Source organism: Fibrobacter sp., assembly GCF_017545445.1.
GTDB lineage: Bacteria > Fibrobacterota > Fibrobacteria > Fibrobacterales > Fibrobacteraceae > Fibrobacter.
The window spans coordinates 26,716-46,021 of record NZ_JAFWOM010000074.1 but is presented as its reverse complement, the minus strand read 5'-3'; the positions used below and the strand labels follow the sequence as shown (position 1 = coordinate 46,021).

At 40.6% G+C, this 19,306-nt stretch carries 16 protein-coding genes; 14 read left to right on the top strand and 2 right to left on the bottom strand.

What is annotated here, in order from left to right:
* Positions 1 to 24 precede the first annotated feature (24 nt).
* The 7 genes from IKG78_RS08805 to IKG78_RS08775 all read left to right on the top strand — a co-directional run bounded on the left by IKG78_RS08805 (position 25) and on the right by IKG78_RS08775 (position 7,878).
* Positions 25 to 1,059, top strand: a complete 1,035-nt coding sequence (locus IKG78_RS08805; protein ID WP_290942440.1) for a glycosyltransferase — start codon at positions 25 to 27, stop codon at positions 1,057 to 1,059.
* A 34-nt stretch (positions 1,060 to 1,093) separates the two neighbouring features.
* Positions 1,094 to 2,230 (top strand): EpsG family protein, encoded by a 1,137-nt coding sequence (locus IKG78_RS08800; RefSeq protein ID WP_290942438.1) that lies wholly within the window; start codon positions 1,094 to 1,096, stop codon positions 2,228 to 2,230.
* A 19-nt stretch (positions 2,231 to 2,249) separates the two neighbouring features.
* Positions 2,250 to 3,425, top strand: a complete 1,176-nt coding sequence (locus tag IKG78_RS08795; RefSeq protein WP_290942436.1) for a glycosyltransferase — start codon at positions 2,250 to 2,252, stop codon at positions 3,423 to 3,425.
* Complete coding sequence (locus IKG78_RS08790) at positions 3,425 to 4,540, top strand: polysaccharide pyruvyl transferase family protein (protein ID WP_290942434.1); 1,116 nt, start codon at positions 3,425 to 3,427, stop codon at positions 4,538 to 4,540. Before IKG78_RS08795 ends, IKG78_RS08790 begins: the two co-directional genes overlap by 1 nt.
* A 1-nt stretch (position 4,541) precedes the next feature.
* Positions 4,542 to 6,056 carry an oligosaccharide flippase family protein gene (locus tag IKG78_RS08785; RefSeq protein WP_290942432.1) on the top strand — a complete coding sequence of 505 codons (1,515 nt, stop codon included), beginning with the start codon at positions 4,542 to 4,544 and terminating at the stop codon, positions 6,054 to 6,056.
* A 1-nt stretch (position 6,057) separates the two neighbouring features.
* Positions 6,058 to 7,239: a Coenzyme F420 hydrogenase/dehydrogenase, beta subunit C-terminal domain gene (locus IKG78_RS08780; RefSeq protein ID WP_290942430.1), complete on the top strand. Its 1,182-nt coding sequence runs from the start codon at positions 6,058 to 6,060 to the stop codon at positions 7,237 to 7,239.
* Positions 7,240 to 7,320: 81 nt separating this feature from the next.
* Positions 7,321 to 7,878 carry a hypothetical protein gene (locus IKG78_RS08775; protein WP_290942428.1) on the top strand — a complete coding sequence of 186 codons (558 nt, stop codon included), beginning with the start codon at positions 7,321 to 7,323 and terminating at the stop codon, positions 7,876 to 7,878.
* A 239-nt stretch (positions 7,879 to 8,117) separates the two neighbouring features.
* On the opposite strand, the gene IKG78_RS08770 is transcribed toward IKG78_RS08775, so the two are convergent.
* Positions 8,118 to 9,065 carry a hypothetical protein gene (locus tag IKG78_RS08770; protein WP_290942426.1) on the bottom strand — a complete coding sequence of 316 codons (948 nt, stop codon included), beginning with the start codon at positions 9,063 to 9,065 and terminating at the stop codon, positions 8,118 to 8,120.
* 15 nt (positions 9,066 to 9,080) lie between these two features.
* On the bottom strand, positions 9,081 to 10,499 hold the full coding sequence (locus IKG78_RS08765) for an MBOAT family O-acyltransferase (protein ID WP_290942423.1): 1,419 nt from the start codon (positions 10,497 to 10,499) through the stop codon (positions 9,081 to 9,083).
* A gap of 429 nt (positions 10,500 to 10,928) precedes the next feature.
* Here IKG78_RS08765 and radC point away from each other — a divergent pair, with 429 nt between their 5' ends.
* From radC to IKG78_RS08730, 7 genes are all read left to right on the top strand, one after another.
* Positions 10,929 to 11,630 carry a DNA repair protein RadC gene (radC, locus tag IKG78_RS08760; protein WP_290942421.1) on the top strand — a complete coding sequence of 234 codons (702 nt, stop codon included), beginning with the start codon at positions 10,929 to 10,931 and terminating at the stop codon, positions 11,628 to 11,630.
* A gap of 175 nt (positions 11,631 to 11,805) precedes the next feature.
* A complete protein-coding gene (locus IKG78_RS08755) occupies positions 11,806 to 14,178 on the top strand; it encodes an OmpA family protein (protein ID WP_290942418.1) in 2,373 nt (790 codons plus the stop codon).
* A gap of 156 nt (positions 14,179 to 14,334) precedes the next feature.
* Positions 14,335 to 14,589 carry a hypothetical protein gene (locus IKG78_RS08750; protein WP_290942415.1) on the top strand — a complete coding sequence of 85 codons (255 nt, stop codon included), beginning with the start codon at positions 14,335 to 14,337 and terminating at the stop codon, positions 14,587 to 14,589.
* 120 nt (positions 14,590 to 14,709) lie between these two features.
* Positions 14,710 to 15,522, top strand: a complete 813-nt coding sequence (locus tag IKG78_RS08745) for a thymidylate synthase (protein WP_290942413.1) — start codon at positions 14,710 to 14,712, stop codon at positions 15,520 to 15,522.
* A 12-nt stretch (positions 15,523 to 15,534) separates the two neighbouring features.
* On the top strand, positions 15,535 to 16,533 hold the full coding sequence (locus IKG78_RS08740; protein ID WP_290942410.1) for a metallophosphoesterase: 999 nt from the start codon (positions 15,535 to 15,537) through the stop codon (positions 16,531 to 16,533).
* A gap of 564 nt (positions 16,534 to 17,097) precedes the next feature.
* Complete coding sequence (locus IKG78_RS08735; RefSeq protein ID WP_290942408.1) at positions 17,098 to 17,739, top strand: hypothetical protein; 642 nt, start codon at positions 17,098 to 17,100, stop codon at positions 17,737 to 17,739.
* Between the two features lie 253 nt (positions 17,740 to 17,992).
* A complete protein-coding gene (locus IKG78_RS08730; RefSeq protein WP_290942405.1) occupies positions 17,993 to 19,300 on the top strand; it encodes a deoxyguanosinetriphosphate triphosphohydrolase in 1,308 nt (435 codons plus the stop codon).
* Positions 19,301 to 19,306: the final 6 nt, after the last annotated feature.

The following is a 19,306-nucleotide window of genomic DNA, read 5'->3' as shown; positions in this document are numbered from 1 at the left end:
ATGATTGGAAATGAGGTTGCTTAAGTGAAAAAAATCATGTTCTATATAAATGCTCTTCATCATGGTGGAGCTCAGCGTGTAATGGCTAATCTCGCCAATCATATTGCTGAATGTGGACATGAAGTAGTGCTTGTGACTTCATTTAGAGATTCCTGGGAATATTCGTTATCGGAAAAGGTTCGGAGAATTTCTTTATTTGAAAATGCTGTAGGTAATTTTATTGTTCGGAATGTTAAACTCACTTGTGCTCTGAGAACTCTAATCAAGAAAGAAAAACCCGACTCTTTAGTTTCGTTTATGGCGGAGCCGAATTTTAGGGCGGTTATCGCAAGTCTTGGAATGCTTCATAAAACTGTGATTTCTGTCAGAAATGATCCAAATCGAGAATACCCTAATGCCATTTTTCGCTTTTTTGCCAAGACGCTTTTTCGATTTGCAGATCATGTTGTGTTTCAAACCGAAGATGCTCAACGTTGGTTTTCAAAAAAAATACAGCAGAAATCAAACATTATATTAAATCCTGTTGATGATATTTTTTACAATACCCAATTTGAAGGCAAAAGGCATGACGTTGTTACAACGGGACGGCTTGCTCCGCAAAAAAATCATAAACTGTTGATTAAAGCTTTTGCGAAAGTCGCTGATAAAATAGAGGACAATCTCTATATTTATGGCGAGGGTGAGTTGCGTGCTGAATTAGAGCAGCTTGTTTCTGACTTGAAGATGCAAAATAGAATTTTTTTGCCCGGTGCCGTAAAAAATGTTGCAGATACGATTAAGACCGCGAAACTTTTTGTTTTAAGTTCGGATTTTGAAGGTATGCCAAATTCTTTGATGGAAGCGATGGCTTTAGGTATTCCGTGCATATCGACAGATTGCCCTTGTGGTGGGCCTAAGATGTTGTTGAATGATGAAAGTCTATTTGATTGCAATAATGAAGAACAGTTAAGTGTTCTGCTTTTTAAATGTGTAACTTTAGGGAAAGAAAACTATAAAATAAGTCCAGCTCTATTTCAAATGAATGTGATTGCGGATAAGTGGTTGGAGGTCATATTGTAAGATGGAATACAGAATTTTTTTAAGGTGGTCTTAGATGGTTGAGTGGGACTGGTATTCTTATTTTTTATTTGGAGGTGCACTAGTATTTGCATTTGTGTTCCTTTACCAATATGATTTGCTTAAAGGTAAAGATGAGTTTCTTTATCTTTTAATAGGACTTTTGCCTTGCCTTTGTTTGTATGCTTTTCGTAGTCCTGATGTAGGACAGGATTTGGTTAGGTATGCGGGACATATTGAATTTGCAAAATTTGGGGCTAAATTTTATTTTTTTTACGTTACTGGGGGCATTGCTCTTGAACCTCTTTCAAGATTAGTTATGTTCATATCTTATCATCTTGGAGGTATTCAGCCATTTATTATTTTATCTTCTGTTATTCAATATATTTTCATTTTCATTTTTTTACGAAAACTTCATTTAAAGGGTTATAACGTTGCCATTATCTTTTTGATTTATTTTTCTGTAATTATGTTGAGAAGTACAAGTATGGTACGTAATGGATTGGCTATTTCTGCATCGTTTTGTGCCTATTCATATTTACTAGATAAAGATCAAAAAGGGGGGGGGTATTGGTTGTATTCTCTGTTAGCTTTTGGTTTCCATAATTCTGCAATACTAAATATTCCTGTTTATTTTATATGTAGGCCAGTTCGTGGCGGATATTGGGATAAGTTTAGCAATATAGCATTTAAGTTGATTTCAATTATTTCTGTATTTTTGTTGTTTTTTGCTCTAAAAACAGGGCTTTTGGGGGGGGTCATATCTTCAGTTGCCGATGGGCGATATGCTCATTATGAAATGTCTGATTCATGGGGCTATGGAAATATACTTATACGTTTGCCTTTATTATTTATTTTTGGTTTTTATTTAAAAAATTTAATGAAAATATATGGGCAAAACATTATTTCTTTGTTTTATCTAATGATTTTTGATCTAGTTGTATCACAAGCGAGGTATATTTATTCTGATATTGAACGTTTCACGCAATATACGGCGTTTGGCGAAATTATCTTTATAGCTTTGTTTTATGAATTTATAAGAAGAAAAAATGCTAATTTCCCATTTCAATTTTTAATTTATCCTATTGTTGTTACTTATTTTACATTTTATATTTACAGATGGGCCATTATTGGTCATTATGGAATAATGCCTTATAGATTTATGAGTTGGTAATGGGTAAAGGTAGAGTATTATGAAAATTCTTATATACGCTTGGTCTTTAAGCAATGGTGGATCAGAGCGAGTCGCTTCTTTATGGGCTCAAGGTTTTGCTAACAATGGTAATTCAGTTAGTGTTGTACTGGGGTCTTTTTGTTCTAGGTTAGATTATAATCTGCCTCCAAACATAAAGGTAATGCGACAGTCGAAAGTATATGATTTGTGGCAGAGAATAATGCCACGAAAATTAAAAGAAAAATTTTTTTCAAGTACGTATTGTGACAAAATATACAATATAATCCCTTCGTCTATAAGGGATTGGCTTACATCGAGAATAATAAAAGAAGAAAAACCTGATGTAATTATTACAATTTCAACGACTTCGTTTAAAAGATTGAAAGCTGCTGTAAATATATGTAAATATAATATTCCTGTTATCGTTACAGCCCATAATGCTTTTGAACGTCCGGAATATGCTCCTTTTACATCGCAACAATATTCAGAAAAATTTATAGTAAGTAGGAATTATGATTTTTTAACTGTATTGACTGAAGCTGATCGACGTGTACTCATTGAGAAGATGGATGCTTCTTTCATGAAAAAAGTTTATGTGTTGCCGAACCCTTTAACATTTGTTCCTCAACCAAGTATTCCGCAGAAAGAAAAAGTTATTTTAGCGGCTGGGCGATTGGATATATGGCATTGTAAAGGATTTGACTTGCTATTAAAAGCATGGTCTAAAGTTTGTGATAAGTTTCCGCAATGGAAGTTAAAAATTGCGGGTGGTGGTGATAAATCAACCTTGATAAGGATATGTGATGAGTTAAAAATAAAAAATCGCGTTGATTTTTTGGGCTTTGTTGAGATTAAAAAACAGTATGAACTCGCTGAAGTTTTTGTTTTAAGCAGTCGCTATGAGGGCTTTGGAATGGTTCTGATTGAAGCTATGAGCCAAGGCTGTGCTTGTATTGCTTGTGATTATAAAGGACGTCAGCGAGAAATTATTGCGGATGATACACAAGGGATTATTTGCCCGATTGATGATGAAAATGCGATTGCGGATGCTCTTTGTAAAGTAATCACTGATGATAATTATCGTCTCATGTTGCAAAAAAATGCAATTGAAAGATCTAAATACTATGAACTTCCCAATATTATGCATCGTTGGGATGAAATTTTTAAGGATTTGAATGTTAAAAAGGAACTGTAATGCTGAAAGTTGGCGTTGTAACTTATTCTAATACTATAGATAATTATGGTCAGGTTCTGCAGTATTTGGCTACGCAAGAATTTTTAAGAGATTTTGATTGTGAATGCTTTTTACTTCGTATAAAAAAGAAAATTCCGTTATGGAAACGATTGGTCGCGCCATTTTATCATTTTGTAAAAAAAATAATTAAACGAGATAATTTGAGTTCTATAGCTCAACAAAAAGGGAAAATAATTAGATCGTGGCATTCTGTTTCTAATCGAATGGAAAAAAAGCATCCTAGGTATTTTGAAAATTTTCGTAGGCAATATTTTAATATTATTGAAGATGATGGTTCTTTTTTTCGAAATTACAAGTTTGATGCTTATTGTGTAGGTAGTGATCAAACATGGAGTGAGTCTCCTTATTTTTATTATTTGGAATTTGCTCCAAAGGAGTGTGTTCGTTTTAGCATTGCTCCTAGTATTGGACATAAACCGATTACAGATGCTTTCGTAAATAGTGTCCGAAATGTATTGGCATCTTATTCTTTTATTACTGTTCGTGAAAAATCTGGACTTGAACTTTGTCAAAAAGCAGGACGTTTTGACGCTCATCTTGTTCTAGATCCCACTTTTTTAATGTCTTCCGAAAAATACAAGTCTTATTCATCTCCATTAACAAAAAAACGTCCATATATATTTTTATATTTATTAGGTGCAGAAATTCCTATCAAGGTAGAACAAATTTTTGAGTTTGCTCAAAAGAATAATCTTGATGTAAAATATGTTGCAAGTCAGGGGAGGGAGGATGGCTTTCCTAAAATTTATGCCCCCGTTGAAGAATGGTTGTCTTTGATGGCTAATGCGGATTTTGTTATAACAAATTCTTATCATGGGACTGCACTTTCAATTATTCATCATAAACGTTTTATGGTATTTCCTGTTGTCGGTGTGCTTTCTTCCCTTAATGAACGCATCGAGAATATTATGAATTTATTTTCTTTAGAAAACCGTATTTATTCTAATTCGTTGGATGATTTATTCAATTTGATAGATTGGAATGACATTGATTCGGTCATTTTGAAAAATAGAGAATTGATGGTGTCGTTAATGGAATCTTTACCCCAAAAATAGTATGCAATCACAGCTGAAAATAGGTGCTTTGCTTTCGTATGTCGTGCTTGCTCTTCATAACCTTGTTGGGCTTCTTTACACGCCATTTATGCTTCGTATGATGGGCAAATCGGAGTATGGCCTTTACTCTATTGCCGCATCGATTGTTGCGTATTTGATGGTACTTGATTTGGGCTTTGGAAATGCAATTGTTCGTTATACTGCAAAATTTCGTGCAGAAAACAAATGCAAAGAACAATACGAAATGTTTGGTATGTTCTTTTTATTGTATTGTGGTATAGGAATAATTGCCTTGATGGCTGGTGGTATTTTATATTTGAACGCCGAGAATATTTTCGATGCAGCTATGACTGCCAACGAACTTGAACGAACGAAGTTTATTCTTGCTTTGATGATTTTTAATTTGGCGATTTCATTCCCTTTTAGTTTGTTTGGATCTGTTATTACAGCTTATGAACAATTTGTTTTCCAAAAAGTTGTTTTGATTTTTCGAATTATTTTGAATACAGTGACGATGATTGTCCTGCTGAATTTTGGTTATAAAGCTGTTGCTATGGTTGTTGTCACGACTGTTTTTAACATATTGACGCTTGGGTTGAATTATTGGTATTGTAAGCATTATTTGAAAATCAAATTAAAATTTGCCAGGTTCCAGTGGGGCTTTCTGAAAGAGGTTTCGATTTATTCTTTTTGGATATTCTTGAATGCTATTATGGATCGTATTTATTGGAGTACTGGCCAATTTGTATTAGGTGCGTTTGTGGGAACTGCTGCGGTTGCCGTTTTTGCCGTTGCAATTCAATTGGAACACATGTACATGAGTTTTTCTTCTGCCATCAGTGGTGTTTTTTTACCAAAAGTCACAGCAATGGCTGTGCGGGAATCCAATGGCACGGCTATCTCAGATTTATTTATAAAAACGGGGAGAATTCAATATTGTGTGATGGTTTTGGTTCTTTCGGGCTTTTTTCTGTTTGGTCGTCAGTTCATTCATCTTTGGGCGGGGGAGGGCTATGACGATGCTTATATTATTTCCATGTTGTTCTTTGTTCCTTTGACTGTGCCGCTCATTCAAAATTTGGGAATTACTATTTTGCAGGCTCGTAACCAGATGAAATTTAGATCGCTTTTGTATTTATGCATTTCGCTAGTGAGCCTTGGTGCCCAGATCCCTTTGTCTAAGTACTTTGGTGGAATTGGCTGTGCTTGTGCTATTGCAGGAGCTCTTGTTTTAGGGCAAATTTTAGTGATGAATGTGTATTACCAAGTCAAGCAAAATATAGATATTATTGGGTTCTGGAAGGAAATTATTAAGATGTCTATTGTTCCTGGTGTGTTGACCGTGTTGACGTACTATGTTTTGCAACAATACGATCTTGATACTGTTGTTAAACTTATCGTGGGCATTGTTTTTTATTTGATTGTTTACTTGCCGTTATTTTTTGCATTTTCAATGAATGCTTATGAAAGAGACTTGATTTTGAAGCCTATAAAGAAATTTTTGAAGCGAGTCTAGTATGAATATCCCCGTCCAGAACTGTTCTTCCTGTGCGGCTTGTGCCAATGCCTGTGCTCGTAGTGCGATTTCCATGCAATTAGATGCTGAGGGCTTCTATCGCCCTGTGATTGATGTGAAAAAATGCGTCGAATGCGGCGCTTGCGAACGGGTGTGTCCATGGAATAAGGCTGTCGAAAATCCAAATGTCGCGAATATTTTGCCTAAAACGGTGGCTGCTTATGCGAAGGATGAGTCTATCCGTTTGCAGTCTTCCAGCGGAGGGATTTTCACCGTTTTGGCTGAACGTGTTTTGGATGACGGTGGTGTTGTGGTAGGTGTTGCAAGAATTGCTCCAACCCGTTTTGGATTCATTATTGTTGACAATAAGGTTGACTTGGTGAAATTGCGTGGTTCTAAGTATGTGCAGGCCAATGTTGGGTTGATCTACAAGAAAGTCCGTGCATTGCTCAAGGTGGGGCGAAAAGTGCTGTTCTCGGGAACTCCTTGCCAGGTGGCTGGGCTTTATGCTGTACTTGGCAAAGTATCCGATTCTGTCGATTTGGTTACGGTGGATATTGTGTGTCATGGCATGCCAAGCGTGAATGTTTTTGAGAAATATGTCCGCGAAATGGAGAAAACGGATAATTCTGTTTTGGATTGTATCAATTTCCGCGACAAGTCGGAAGGCTGGAGCGGCTATGCGCTGCTGCATCAGTTCGAGTCTGGAAGATCAGTTGCTGTGCCTCTAAACCGTTCGAAATATATGCACCTGTTCAAGAGCCGCATTTGTCAGAATGTCTCTTGTGGAGAATGTCGCTACCGCAAACTGCCTCGAATAGCGGACATTACTTTGGGCGACTATTGGGGAATTTCAAAATACCATCCAGAAATGAACGACAACAAGGGAACTTCCGTTGTCTTGCTGAATACTTCCTTCGGCATTGAACTCTTCGATTCCGTAGCTGACAAGGTGGTTCAATGCGAATCCAAGCTAGAATATGCTATTGCTGGTAATCCTTGTATTGTGCGTTCTAGCAAGCAGCATCCCAAAAGAGCTGAATTCTTCGCTAATTTAGATAATTACTCTCTTGACGAATTGATAAAGATGTATTGTCCGTTTCCATCTGCAATGGCTAGATTGCATAAACAAATAAGGAAAATTTTGGGAAGGGTAAAAAGAAAAATAAAGATGTTTGTTTGATGTAGAATTTTATAATTATATTTGAAAAATAGATATTTCTATTGAAAATACGTTATTTAACAGCTAAATGGAGGTCTTTACATGATAAAGAATAAAGCTGATTTACAAGAATATTTAGAAGCCGATAAAAATGCTTTGGGGAGAAAAGGTAAAGCCCCTAAAATGTATGATGTTGTTTGGAAATACGAAATATTGCTTCGTAAATGTGAATATTATAGTAATTCAAAAGGTGGAATTTTAAATAAGTTGTTTGGTGCATATTGTCGATACAAAAAATTTAAACTTGGATTACTCACTGGATTTAGCATTCCTATTAATGTTGTTGGTAAGGGATTGTGCATTGCACATACTGGACCCATAATTATCAATTCCCATGCGAAAATCGGGGACTTCTGCAAAATTCATGTTGGGGTCAATATTGGTGCTGATGCTCGAAAAAGGGAGTGTTTCCCCGTTATTGGTGATCATGTTTATATTGCTCCTGGTGCAAAAATTTTTGGTGGTATTGTCATTGGTGATTATGTTGCCATTGGTGCAAATGCTGTGGTGAATAAGAGTTTTCCAATGTCAAATGTGACTATTGCTGGGGTTCCTGCGAAGGTCATCAATGAAAAAGGTGTGAATGATATTATTGAATAGGGCGGAATTTTTGTTGAGACAATAAAATATTTGGGGGCCTTTCCGGTTATTGTGGGGGGAAGGCTGGATAGTGTTTCTGCTCGCCTAAGTGAAAAATGAGTCTACCAAGGCGCGCAACGAAAGGGCGTCCACAACGTTGCGTGAACTAATGGACTTCCGCGACGAGTCTCGCAAGTGAGATCTCATCGTGTCCATTGGCTCAAAGCAGACTCTCTCCTTCGATGGCGTTTTATACTTTATCAAGGGGTGAGAAAAAGTTCAAGCTGAGGATGTTTTTCATCAATTGAAAAATTTAACTTTTTTAAGTCTTTAACCAGTTTTTCCGTAAAAAGATCAGCTCCTTCTGCATTCAAATGGCTTCCGTCTTTGAACAAGTTGTTGTTATGAACGAATTCGAAATCATTTGAGTAATCAAGGAATCTAATATTGTTTTTTGCGCACAATTCTCTTATCGGTCGCAACCACGCCGTATCAAGACCATACCATATGGGCGAATGGACGAAAATAATCTGACTATCACCGATATTTTCGATGAATTTAGCCAGATAATTAATTTTTAAGGAGTCAAATTGAATTCTATTTTCAGATTTATTTTTCGCAATTTTCATGGTGTCTAATACTCCGGCTAGAGGTAAGAATCCATTCCCCTTTACCTTGTATATTGGATGAAAATAATCTGCAGCGATCTGTTGAAATTTTGAATTATATCGATAAGTTCTGCTTAGCATTTTTACTCTTTCTGTTCTATCAACTGCTTCAAATATTTCTGGAATTGGATTCCTGTCGTACAATTCCTTCAACCAACCAAGATACTTATGGTTATCATTTTTTTGTAAATCAAATCCAGTTGTGATATCGTAAATAATCAACTTGGGATGGTACCGTTGACTTATGAGTTTCCACCAACCATAGAATAAAATGATGCCATTTCCATCTTGGCCTGCATTATAACAGGTCATGTTTAAACTTTTGGATATTATTTCAGGATTGTAATGGTGTATAGCCCTTGAAGAACCAAATATTAAAACATCTTCGTGAGTTTTATCGATAATATGATTGTGATGAGCTACATATCCACCTTTTGAGTGAACGGACATATATTTAAAGATGTATCCAAGAGAAAAATCTAGGACAACTAAGAGAGTTACAAAAAGAGTTAATTTACGAATAAATTTAATTTGAACCATTTTCAATCCTATCAACTAAAAGTTCGCATAAATAAATTGATCTGCACTAAATACTCCGGCAAGCATAATAGATATCATGCATACTATATACGACAACCAGCGAATAAAAATATTTGAATTATTGAAAAATTTAAATTTTCCTGGTAGGAATTCATCTGCGAAATCTTTTATAAATAATATCGTTGTTCCTAAAATCATAAACGAGAATACAGTAATACTGCCGGTATAAATGGTTTTCGGGAGACTTATGTCTAATATTCGTTTTACAACGCCCAACGCATCGGACAATGTTGGCATTCTAAAGAATATCCAAGCAAAACTGATCAGAATAAATGTTGTGACAATCTTGATAGATTTTCCAAGTCGTTTGTAATTGCATGTTTGCTGCCCAAGTATTTTTTCAATGATTTGAAAAATCCCATGTAAAAGTCCCCAAATAATAAAAGTCCAGTTAGCTCCATGCCAAATTCCGCTAACAAGGAATGTTATTAGGATGTTTAGGTAATTTCTTGGCTTGGAACATCTACTTCCCCCTAGCGGGATGTAAACATAATCTTTTAACCAAGTTGATAGCGAAATGTGCCAACGTCTCCAAAAATCCGTTACGCTGAAAGAAAAATATGGTCTGCGGAAATTTTCTGTTAATTCAAAACCTAGTGTTTTGCCAACACCAATCGCCATTAATGAATAACCCGCGAAATCAGAATAAATTTGAATGGTATAGAAAAAAACAGCAACTAAACAAGATACTCCCGTATAATTTATGTAGTTAGGGAGAATTGTATCCACATAAAGTCCAGCTCTGTCAGCAACAACAGTTTTCATAAACATTCCCCATAAGAGATATTTTAAGCCTTCTACAATTTTGGGATAATCAAACTGTTTGCGCAAATTATGTAACTGAGGTAGTATTAGAGATGCTTTGTTGATTGGGCCAGAAAGAATTGATGGGAAAAATGAAATAAAAAGACTATAAACTAAAAAATTTTTTTCAGGTTCTATTTTTTGATAGTAAACATCCCATAAATATCCCAAAGCTTGAAACGTGAAGAAGGAGATGCCTATGGGGACTGCCCAATTTAGCCCAACAAGTTTGAATTGTAATCCAATGATGGATAATACATGAAAAATGATTTCATTTACAAAATTAAAATATTTGAAGAAAAGTAAAGGCAACAATGTTAGGATTACAAAAAATGACAATATAAATTTGCGTTTGTTTCTTTGTTTTCCAAGTATTTTAGCTCCTAAATATGTAAAGAACGTAACTCCGATTAGAATAAGTGCATATACAGGTTTCCAATTTAAGTAAAGCAAATAGCTTGTAACAAGTAAAAAGGAGTTTCTTAATCTGTCAAATTTTGCTGGTATTACATAATAAAGCAAAAAAATGAATGGAAAAATAATAATGAAATTGAATGAGTTAAAAATCATATCAAAACCTTTTTTTGAAATTTCTAGTCAAAGATACATCTTTGATAAAGTCCTTGTCAAACAGTTTTTCTGTTTTAATAGGCATATCTTTATTGTAGGATGGAAATTTGTTGACTCGTTCAAGTTCTTTTTTAGAATTTTTGCCGATTCGTAATTGAAGTCGACTAATCAAAGCTGTTGATCTTTGCGCTATTGCGTTGTAAAAAATACAATCGGTGTGCAGGACTTGGGGTGTGCGCATTGCCGAACGTCATCATATGTTCTCGAAAAAATTCACATAGTCCTACTTACTACGGAATTAAAGGGGCTTTTTTTTGTTGTATTTTTAGTGTAAATAATTCATAGTTCCCTTTATATTCATTTTTGGTCCAAAATCCTGAAAAAAGCGTGTTTATATAATAGAACCACTTTTTTTAGGAGAAAATGCGGATGAACCATAATCAGGTTGCTCTTTTCAATCTTCCCGAATTCCATTTGATGCCCCGCGAAAAACTTGAATATTCTGGGGTTAGTGCGCTGAGCAACGAAGAATTGCTTGCGATTATTTTGGGGAGCGGTTGTCACGATTGTGATGTTTTTGAGCTTTCGCGGCGGCTTGCGCAGTTCCTTTCGACGGAAACGTCGGTCCCTTCCTTGGAACGTCTTAGGAGTATTCGCGGGCTGGGGAAGGTCAAAGCTTCGCAGATTCTTGCCTGCTTGGAACTTTCTGGTCGCTTTATCTTGAGCGACAAGGCGATTCCTGTTTCTACTCCCGAAGATGTTCTGTCGCGTGTGGCGTATATGAAGTACGAGCCGCAGGAACATTTGGTGGTCGTTTCCTTGAATTCCGCGAATTATGTTATTCGGGTGCATGAACTCACGACAGGGCTTGTCAACCAGACTCCGGTTCACCCTCGCGAGGCATTTGCGCTTGCCATCGAAGATCGCGCTGTTTCTGTCATCTTTATTCACAATCACCCGTCGGGTTCGCTGGAGCCAAGTCCTGAGGACATGTCTATCACGCGGGTGCTTTGCGCGTCGGGAAAAATTTTGCAAATTCCAGTTCTCGATCACATCATAATTGGTAAAAGCGGGTTTACAAGTCTTTGTCGTCGGTACCCTGAAATATTCGAAAGTACCTTCTTTAAGTGAATTTGTGTAAAAAAAAAGAAATGAAACGAAAATTTTGCAATTTTTATGTATTATTTATCAATCTTTTTGCACAATTTGAAGTGCAGACTTTTTATTAAAGTGTTATATTTCTACTAAACATTACTATACGATAAGAACCTGTCTATTCAAGGTTGGTTCAAAACAAGGAGACTCTATGAAACGAGTAGCAATGGGTTTGGCCTTTGCACTGGCGGTTTCCGCCTTTGCAGACCAGCATGCCCAGACGATAAACAAGACTGGTTTCGTCGGTGTCAACAAGACACAGTCGGCTCAGTCGCTTGGGCATTCCAAGCTTGTATTTAATGCTTTGGGCGATTTTGCATTCGGAAACAATATGTTCCGTCCAAAAGACGAAGCTAAAGCTTATCCTTATGCCTTGGAAAATGAATATGCAAATCAGAAGTCTGAAGTTGCGAACTACATTGGCATTAGCGCCTATGTAGGCTTTGCTATCGGTCTTTTCGACATCATTGACCTCGGTGTGACGTTGCCGGTTTATTATGACCAGTTCAATGGCAATGCTCTTTGTGGCGCCCCTGAATGCAATGGAGATCCGCTTTCTGGAACAAAGAAGGGCTATGTTGGCAATTTGGCTGCGAACTTGAAGGTCCGTGCTCCGATTCCGTCCGATATTCCGGTCGATGTGGCTGTGTTCTTCAGATATACTTTCAATACCTCCAAGGAAAATCAGCAAGGTATCTGGGTTCGTGAACCGGAATACATTGGTACTGCTCCGTTCAATTATATAAACGGTCAGCAGGCTCCAATGGGTGTTGCCTATGCTTATGGCGCCAAGAAGGGCGACATGACTATTGGCGGCGCTATCACTTTGGATCTTTCCAAGATTGACGTGTTCCCCCTCCTTGTTCATTTGAACGGTGGTTACAAGATGTCCATGGGTAAGTATCAGGGCATCAAGTTCGAAAACTTCCCGTTTTTCAGTGGCGCTCTCGAAGTCTATCCTCTTGACTTCCTTTCCGTCTTTGCTGAATTGTACATGAATATCCAGACCAAGGCTTTCCAGTGGAATCGTGATGCTATGGGCAATCCGGTTGACCAGAAGCTGGACATGAAGCAGCTTACGGCTGGTCTCGTATTCCATCTGCCGGTGGGGCTCGACATCCAGCTCGGTGGTTCTTTCTATGTGGGTAACGATAATTACTTGAATTTTGTCCATGTCAAGCAAAACCAAGAACAGCCTTTTGGTGTCAACGCTTCTCAGCTTCGCATCAATCCGCAGTATGCTTTGTTCGGCGGCTTGACTTGGTCCGGCTTCCTGCTTCCGCAGGATCGTGATGGCGATGGCGTGCCTGATGCCGATGACCGTTGCCCGGATGATTTTGGTCACCGTTTGAACTCTGGTTGCCCGATGGGTAATCCGGATACTGACGAAGATGGCGTTTGCGATGCATGGGTTTCTGAAAAGGGTGTTGCTAACGATTACAGCAATATCTGCTCTGGTGTTGACCAGTGCCCGAACGAAAAGGGCAGCAGCTCCAATGGTTGCCCGACGGATGATCCGGACCCGGATAAGGACGGCGTCTGCGAATCCTGGGTTAGCCAGAAGGGTATGCAGGATCAGTTCAAGGATATTTGCTCTGGCATCGACCAGTGCCCGGCTGAAGCTGGTACGCTCATGAACAACGGTTGCCCGGAAGACAATCCGGATCCGGATGGCGATGGTCTCTGCTCTCCGTGGGTCACTGACAAGAACAAGCTCGATCAGTATGCCGGCGTCTGCAAGGGCTACGATATGTGTCCGGGTGAAGCTGGTGCTGCTGGCAATAAGGGTTGTCCGTGGGATGATCCGGACAGCGACGGCGACGGCGTTTGCGACGAATGGGTTGTCCAGAAGAAGCTCGGCTACTACTTCGAAAAGGCTGCCGAAGACGAATCTGTTGCTAAGGAATGGTTCATCTCCAAGACCTGTAAGGGTCTCGACAAGTGCCCGCTCGAACACGGCGTGCCTGCAAACGATGGTTGCCCGCTCCCGGATCCGGACCTCGATAAGGACGGCGTCTGCGATGCTTGGGTCACCGAAAGAAATATGTTCAACCTCTTCGAAGGTGTCTGCTCTGGTATGGACCGCTGCCCGGCTGAAGCTGGTGATGACGGATTCGGCTGCCCGAAGAAGAAGGTCGAAAAGCTCGAAGGTATCTCCTTCAAGAGCGGTTCTGCTACCGTCAATGCTAACGCTAAGAGAATCCTTAAGGGCGTCGCTCAGAAGCTCAAGGAAGACGAAGCATACAAGGATCTCAAGATTGTGATCCAGGGTCATACCGACAACCGCGGTAAGGCTAAGAAGAACCTCAAGCTCTCTGACCGCCGTGCTAAGGCCGTTATGAAGCAGCTCACGAAGTTCGGCGTTGCCAAGAACCGCATTAAGGCTATCGGTCTCGGCTCTACCTGCCCGGTTGACGATAACAACACGGCAGATGGTCGCGAAATGAACCGTCGTATTGAAATGCACTTCGTCACACCGGAAAATGACGGTATGAAGTGCGAAAGCAACTACGTTGGTGAATAAGACCTGACACTAAAGTCTTAAATCCAAAGCCCCGGGCGTTAGCCTGGGGCTTTTTTTCGTTTGTCACCCCGCCAACGAATGAACGGCAAATAGCTTACACTGTCACCCCGGCCTCCGTGCCGGGGTCTGTTGTTCTTGAATTTCTACATTTGCAATATGACAAAACTTGATGAAATTCTGACTTCGAACAATTTTAGCAACCATGACCTAGTGGAAATGCTCCCTGCAAATTTGAACCACAAGATGGTACAGAAGGCTCGCCTTGGCAAAAAGCCTGTGCCCAAGCATACGCAGGACTTGATTCTGCAAGCTTTGAATAAACTCCTTTTACAAAACGCCGCTGAAGTGGAAGGCAAAGTCGCCAAGCAATACAAGCGCGTAGATTTATTCGGAAACGACGAAATCGCTTAGCAACGCATACCCCATAGCCCAAAGGGAGCCGTAGGCGACCGTGCCCATAGCCCTGTTTACTAACCACTAACCACTAACCACTGCCTACTGTCTGCTTCTTACTTTTATATAATTACCGTCATGCAGCAATATTTAGACCTTCTTCAAGATATTATCGACAACGGTGTAGATCGTTCCGACCGCACTGGCACCGGCACTCGTTCTGTGTTTGGCCGCCAGACCCGTTTTGACCTTTCCAAAGGCTTTCCGTGCTTAACGACCAAGAAACTTCACCTCCGCAGCATTATTCACGAGCTGCTGTGGTTTTTGAAGGGCGATACGAACATCAAGTATCTGCACGACAACAAGGTTACGATTTGGGACGAATGGGCGGACGAAAATGGTGACTTGGGACCGGTCTATGGCCACCAGTGGCGCAGCTGGCCGACTCCCGATGGTGGACATATCGATCAGATAGCAAATCTCATTAACAGCCTCAAGAACAATCCCGATTCGCGTCGTCACTTGGTTTGTGCGTGGAACGTTGCGGAAGTCGATAAAATGGCTTTGCCGCCTTGCCACTGCCTGTTCCAGTTCTACGTGGGCGGTGTTGGGGCTAGCGGCAAACGCAAGCTCAGTTGCCAGCTGTACCAGCGCAGTGCTGACATGTTCCTCGGGGTGCCGTTCAACATTGCATCTTATTCGCTTTTGACGATGATGCTTGCTCAGGTTTGCGGTTACGAAGCCGGCGAGTTTGTCCATACTTTTGGCGATTTGCATTTGTACAGCAACCACTTTGACCAAGCTCGCGAACAGCTCTCGCGTACACCGCGTGCACTCCCGACGATGAAGGTCAATCCAGACGTGAATGATTTGTTTGAATTCAAGTTCGAAGATTTTGAACTCGTGGGTTACGATCCGTGGCCGACGATCAAGGCTCCGATTGCCGTGTAATAAAGCTATACGATGAATTCTTCCATTGATTTTATCGGTGATATTCATGGGCATTGCGATGAACTCGTAGCGCTCCTTAAAAAGCTTGGCTACGAAGAACGTAATGGGACTTATTGCTATCCCGGCAATGCACGAACCGTTGTTTTCTTAGGAGATTACATCGATCGCGACAGTCAAGTTCGCGAGGCGGTGAATCTCGTGCGAGCCATGCGCGATGCGGGGGCCGCCGTGGCGTTGATGGGCAATCACGAATTCAATGCACTCAGCTTTTGGCACGAGAATGGAGTCGGTGGGCATCATATTGAAGCGATTCATGGCGGTTACTTGAGGGAGCACTCTTTTAACAAAGTAGCGATTCATGTCAAAACCGTCGAAAGCTATCGCGGACGTAAGACGGAGTTCTTCGAAATGCTCGATTTCTTGAAGACTCTCCCGTTTTATTTGGAAACGGATTTGTTCCGTGCGCAGCATGCCTGTTTCGATTTTAAAAGTGCAGAAATGCTCAATGCTGCAAAAATCCGTTCTTTTGCGGATGGAAATTTCGATGAACTGATTGCGCGGGCAAACGACCAATACCATGAATACGAAGATTCTATTTTTGATCCGATAAATTTGTTCTTGAAAGGCCCTGAAATGAGCTTGCCGGATGGCTTGACGTTCCGCGATGGGGAAGGCGTGCTTCGCAAACGCACGCGAATCCGCTGGTGGATGGACCCGAAAAATGCGAACTTGCAACAACTGAGTTTTCAGCCTGGCGTGGAACTGCCCCCGCATGAAGTGCCTCAAGAAATCCATGAACGCGATTTCTATGGCGAAAATGAACGTCCTGTTTTCTTTGGGCATTATTGGTTGACGGGGGTGCCTGAACTTGTTCGGGATAACGTTTGCTGCTTGGATTACAGTGTCGCTGGTTACCGTGGTGACGGACGTTTGGCCGCCTACCGCTTTGATGGTGAACAAAAGCTTGATGCAAGCAAATTCGTCTGGGTTGACGCTGGCTCTGTACAGTAAACGACAAACTGCAATTTTTCTCCGTCATCCTGGAGGCGTCAGCCGATAGACAACCTCAAAAGGCGAGAGTCGCGACCATGCTTGCATGGGGATGACCGAGCCAAAGAGGTTGGGGCTTGCCCCATCCAGTAAATGTATGGGGTATGAGGTTTAGTGGGTAGAGCTTAGAACTTAGAGCTTAGGGGCGTCATCCTGACGACTGTAAGGAGGATGGATCCAGTGACTTATACGAAAAATTTACACGAAATTTACTAGCAAATTAGCAAGTTGCTGTCAATATATTTTTTTTTAAAATTATATTAAATAGCAACAAAGAAAAAGTCCAAGGTTCCCGCCATACAAGAAAGGAATGTGAAAAAAAAAAGTAGTTTTATTGCTTTTATGTCTTTCAGCAATTGTTTGGGGTAAAACCTGGGATAATTTTACCATGCTTGGCGTAAATGATCGCTATTTTTTGGAAAGGATTCTCTAGAGCATCTGGATGCTAACGAAAGTCAAAACGGATTATATATTTATTCATATTGGAGGTGTTACGGGGGATTAAAATATGACATGGATTATGGTATGCGTGTTGTGAATTATACCTATGCGTTTGAAAAAACTCCACTTGATTGCGTTACTAATGATTCCATTTGGATTCCCAAAGAAAACTTTGGAAATGGAGCGTTGGATACGTCGAAGTTCTTGAATGGAAACTTTGCCAAAGAGGATTTTGAGTACTTTGATATTTCTCAAGATACTCCTTTTAAAATGAATACTGATAATAATTATAAAAAATTTTTGTATGCGTATGATTCGACATTGAAATATTTTAATATTCTTGTTAATTTGTTTGTCTATCAAAAATATTTGGCCTATAAAGCATTATGTTACCGTTTTTTTTTCTTGGAGAGCAATATTTCCGCTATTTATTGTAGGTACCAGGATGATGAAAACTGGAATTTTGGAGGGGGCGTATTCTTTGATAGATCTTTATGGACTGGTATAGGTTACGATTGTGATTACGATGATTATCGTTGTAATGATGGTTCAGATTCCATTTCTTGTACGGGCTCAAGGATAAACGAAAATTCTATGAATCATCGTAATCTGCGTATAGATAATTATTGTCCATACAAAGTCAACGGCACTCCCGCGTCCAAAAACTCTTCGAATATTGTCATCCAGAATAAAAAACAACCGAAACTTAAGCTCAAAGGAAACTGATAGAGACTAGGTTTCTGTCAAATCATTAATGGCGGAGAGCGGTAGTCATGGTCAAATGCGTTACACTTTGTCGCCGTCGGAACAGCATTATAAAAAGCCCATACCCCATAGCTCAAAGCACCGAAGGTGCGACCCCATAGCTGATGGTCTAATTGCTATATGGCACGCTACGCGTGCATTTAGCTCGGCTTGGTCATGCCAATTGTGCTTCGCACAGTTGTCGCGACTCTCGCCTTATGCTAAATTGTAGCTCATGCTACAATGGGATACGCTTCTTTCTGCAACGCGTTACGGTCACCCGGCTGATCCGGACCCGAACCGTTCCGACTTTCATCGCGATTACGACCGCATTGTTTTTTCGACCGCATTCCGTCGCCTTGGCCGCAAGACGCAAGTTCATCCGTTCTCGGTGAACGACCACGTTCATAGCCGTTTGACGCACAGTTTGGAAGTCTCGAGTGTTGGCCGTAGCCTTGCGATTACGGTGTATCACTTGATTAAAAAGCATTTGCCCAAGTACGTGAACGAATACCAGTTCGGAACGATTGTGCAGTCAGCGTGCCTTGCTCACGATATTGGTAACCCGCCGTTTGGCCACGCAGGGGAGGCGGCTATCCGCGAATGGTTCCGCAAAAATCGTCATTCCGCGCCAATGTCCGAAATGAGCGACAAGGAAGTTGCGGACTTTGAAAATTTTGACGGCAATGCGCAAGGCCATCGCATTTTGAGCAAGCTGGAATATCATTTTCTCGATGGCGGAATGCGTCTCACGTATGCTACGATTGGCTCGATGATAAAGTATCCGCGATTGGCGTATTATGGAAATCCGACGAGCTTGTTCAGGACGGAAGCGGAGCTTTATCGTGAAACTGCTGAAATTTTGGGAATCCCTGAAGTGGGGAATGGCATATGGGCACGTCATCCTTTAGTTTATTTGATGGAGGCCGCTGACGACATTTGCTATTCGATTCTAGATGTCGAAGATGCTATTGAACTTGGAATCTTGACGTTCGGTGATGTGCGCAATATGTTTAGCTATTTGTGCGGCCCCGAAGTGGATATCGACCGCGAGTTTAATGAAAATGGGCAGAATTTTAGGGACTTTCTCAGCAGCATTCGTGGACGGGCTATTCAAAACCTGATTGATGATGTGGCCGTTCTCTTTGTCAAGAATTACGACCGCATCATGGAAGGGACGCTCGATAAGCATTTGATTGATCTTTCCCGTTCTGATACGATGGAAGGCATCCGCATTGCAAAACGTCTTGGCGTGGAACGCATTTACCCCGACCGCCGCAAGACGGAACTTGAAGTCGGTAGCTACACGACGCTCAGCACGGTGCTTGATGCGTTTATCAACGGTGTCTATGATTACCGCCAAAATGACCGCAATTCGTACCGTGCGAATCGCATTGTGCGGCTTATCGGGCAAGCGAAAATCGGCCAAAGTGTGACAACTGCCGAAGCTTACCACCAGGTGCTCGACTTTGTGAGCGGCATGACCGACAATTATGCGACGTATTTGGCTCGCCAAATCGGCGGTCTTGCGATGGGCTACTAGGCTTTT

Coding starts and splice junctions, on each gene's coding strand:
- IKG78_RS08800 (WP_290942438.1), top strand. CDS start 1,094: ATGGTTGAGTGGGACTGGTATTCTTATTTTTTATTTGGAGGTGCACTA.
- IKG78_RS08795 (WP_290942436.1), top strand. CDS start 2,250: ATGAAAATTCTTATATACGCTTGGTCTTTAAGCAATGGTGGATCAGAG.
- IKG78_RS08790 (WP_290942434.1), top strand. CDS start 3,425: ATGCTGAAAGTTGGCGTTGTAACTTATTCTAATACTATAGATAATTAT.
- IKG78_RS08785 (WP_290942432.1), top strand. CDS start 4,542: ATGCAATCACAGCTGAAAATAGGTGCTTTGCTTTCGTATGTCGTGCTT.
- IKG78_RS08780 (WP_290942430.1), top strand. CDS start 6,058: ATGAATATCCCCGTCCAGAACTGTTCTTCCTGTGCGGCTTGTGCCAAT.
- IKG78_RS08775 (WP_290942428.1), top strand. CDS start 7,321: ATGATAAAGAATAAAGCTGATTTACAAGAATATTTAGAAGCCGATAAA.
- IKG78_RS08770 (WP_290942426.1), bottom strand. CDS start 9,065: ATGGTTCAAATTAAATTTATTCGTAAATTAACTCTTTTTGTAACTCTC.
- IKG78_RS08765 (WP_290942423.1), bottom strand. CDS start 10,499: ATGATTTTTAACTCATTCAATTTCATTATTATTTTTCCATTCATTTTT.
- radC (WP_290942421.1), top strand. CDS start 10,929: ATGAACCATAATCAGGTTGCTCTTTTCAATCTTCCCGAATTCCATTTG.
- IKG78_RS08755 (WP_290942418.1), top strand. CDS start 11,806: ATGAAACGAGTAGCAATGGGTTTGGCCTTTGCACTGGCGGTTTCCGCC.
- IKG78_RS08750 (WP_290942415.1), top strand. CDS start 14,335: ATGACAAAACTTGATGAAATTCTGACTTCGAACAATTTTAGCAACCAT.
- IKG78_RS08745 (WP_290942413.1), top strand. CDS start 14,710: ATGCAGCAATATTTAGACCTTCTTCAAGATATTATCGACAACGGTGTA.
- IKG78_RS08740 (WP_290942410.1), top strand. CDS start 15,535: ATGAATTCTTCCATTGATTTTATCGGTGATATTCATGGGCATTGCGAT.
- IKG78_RS08735 (WP_290942408.1), top strand. CDS start 17,098: ATGCGTGTTGTGAATTATACCTATGCGTTTGAAAAAACTCCACTTGAT.
- IKG78_RS08730 (WP_290942405.1), top strand. CDS start 17,993: ATGCTACAATGGGATACGCTTCTTTCTGCAACGCGTTACGGTCACCCG.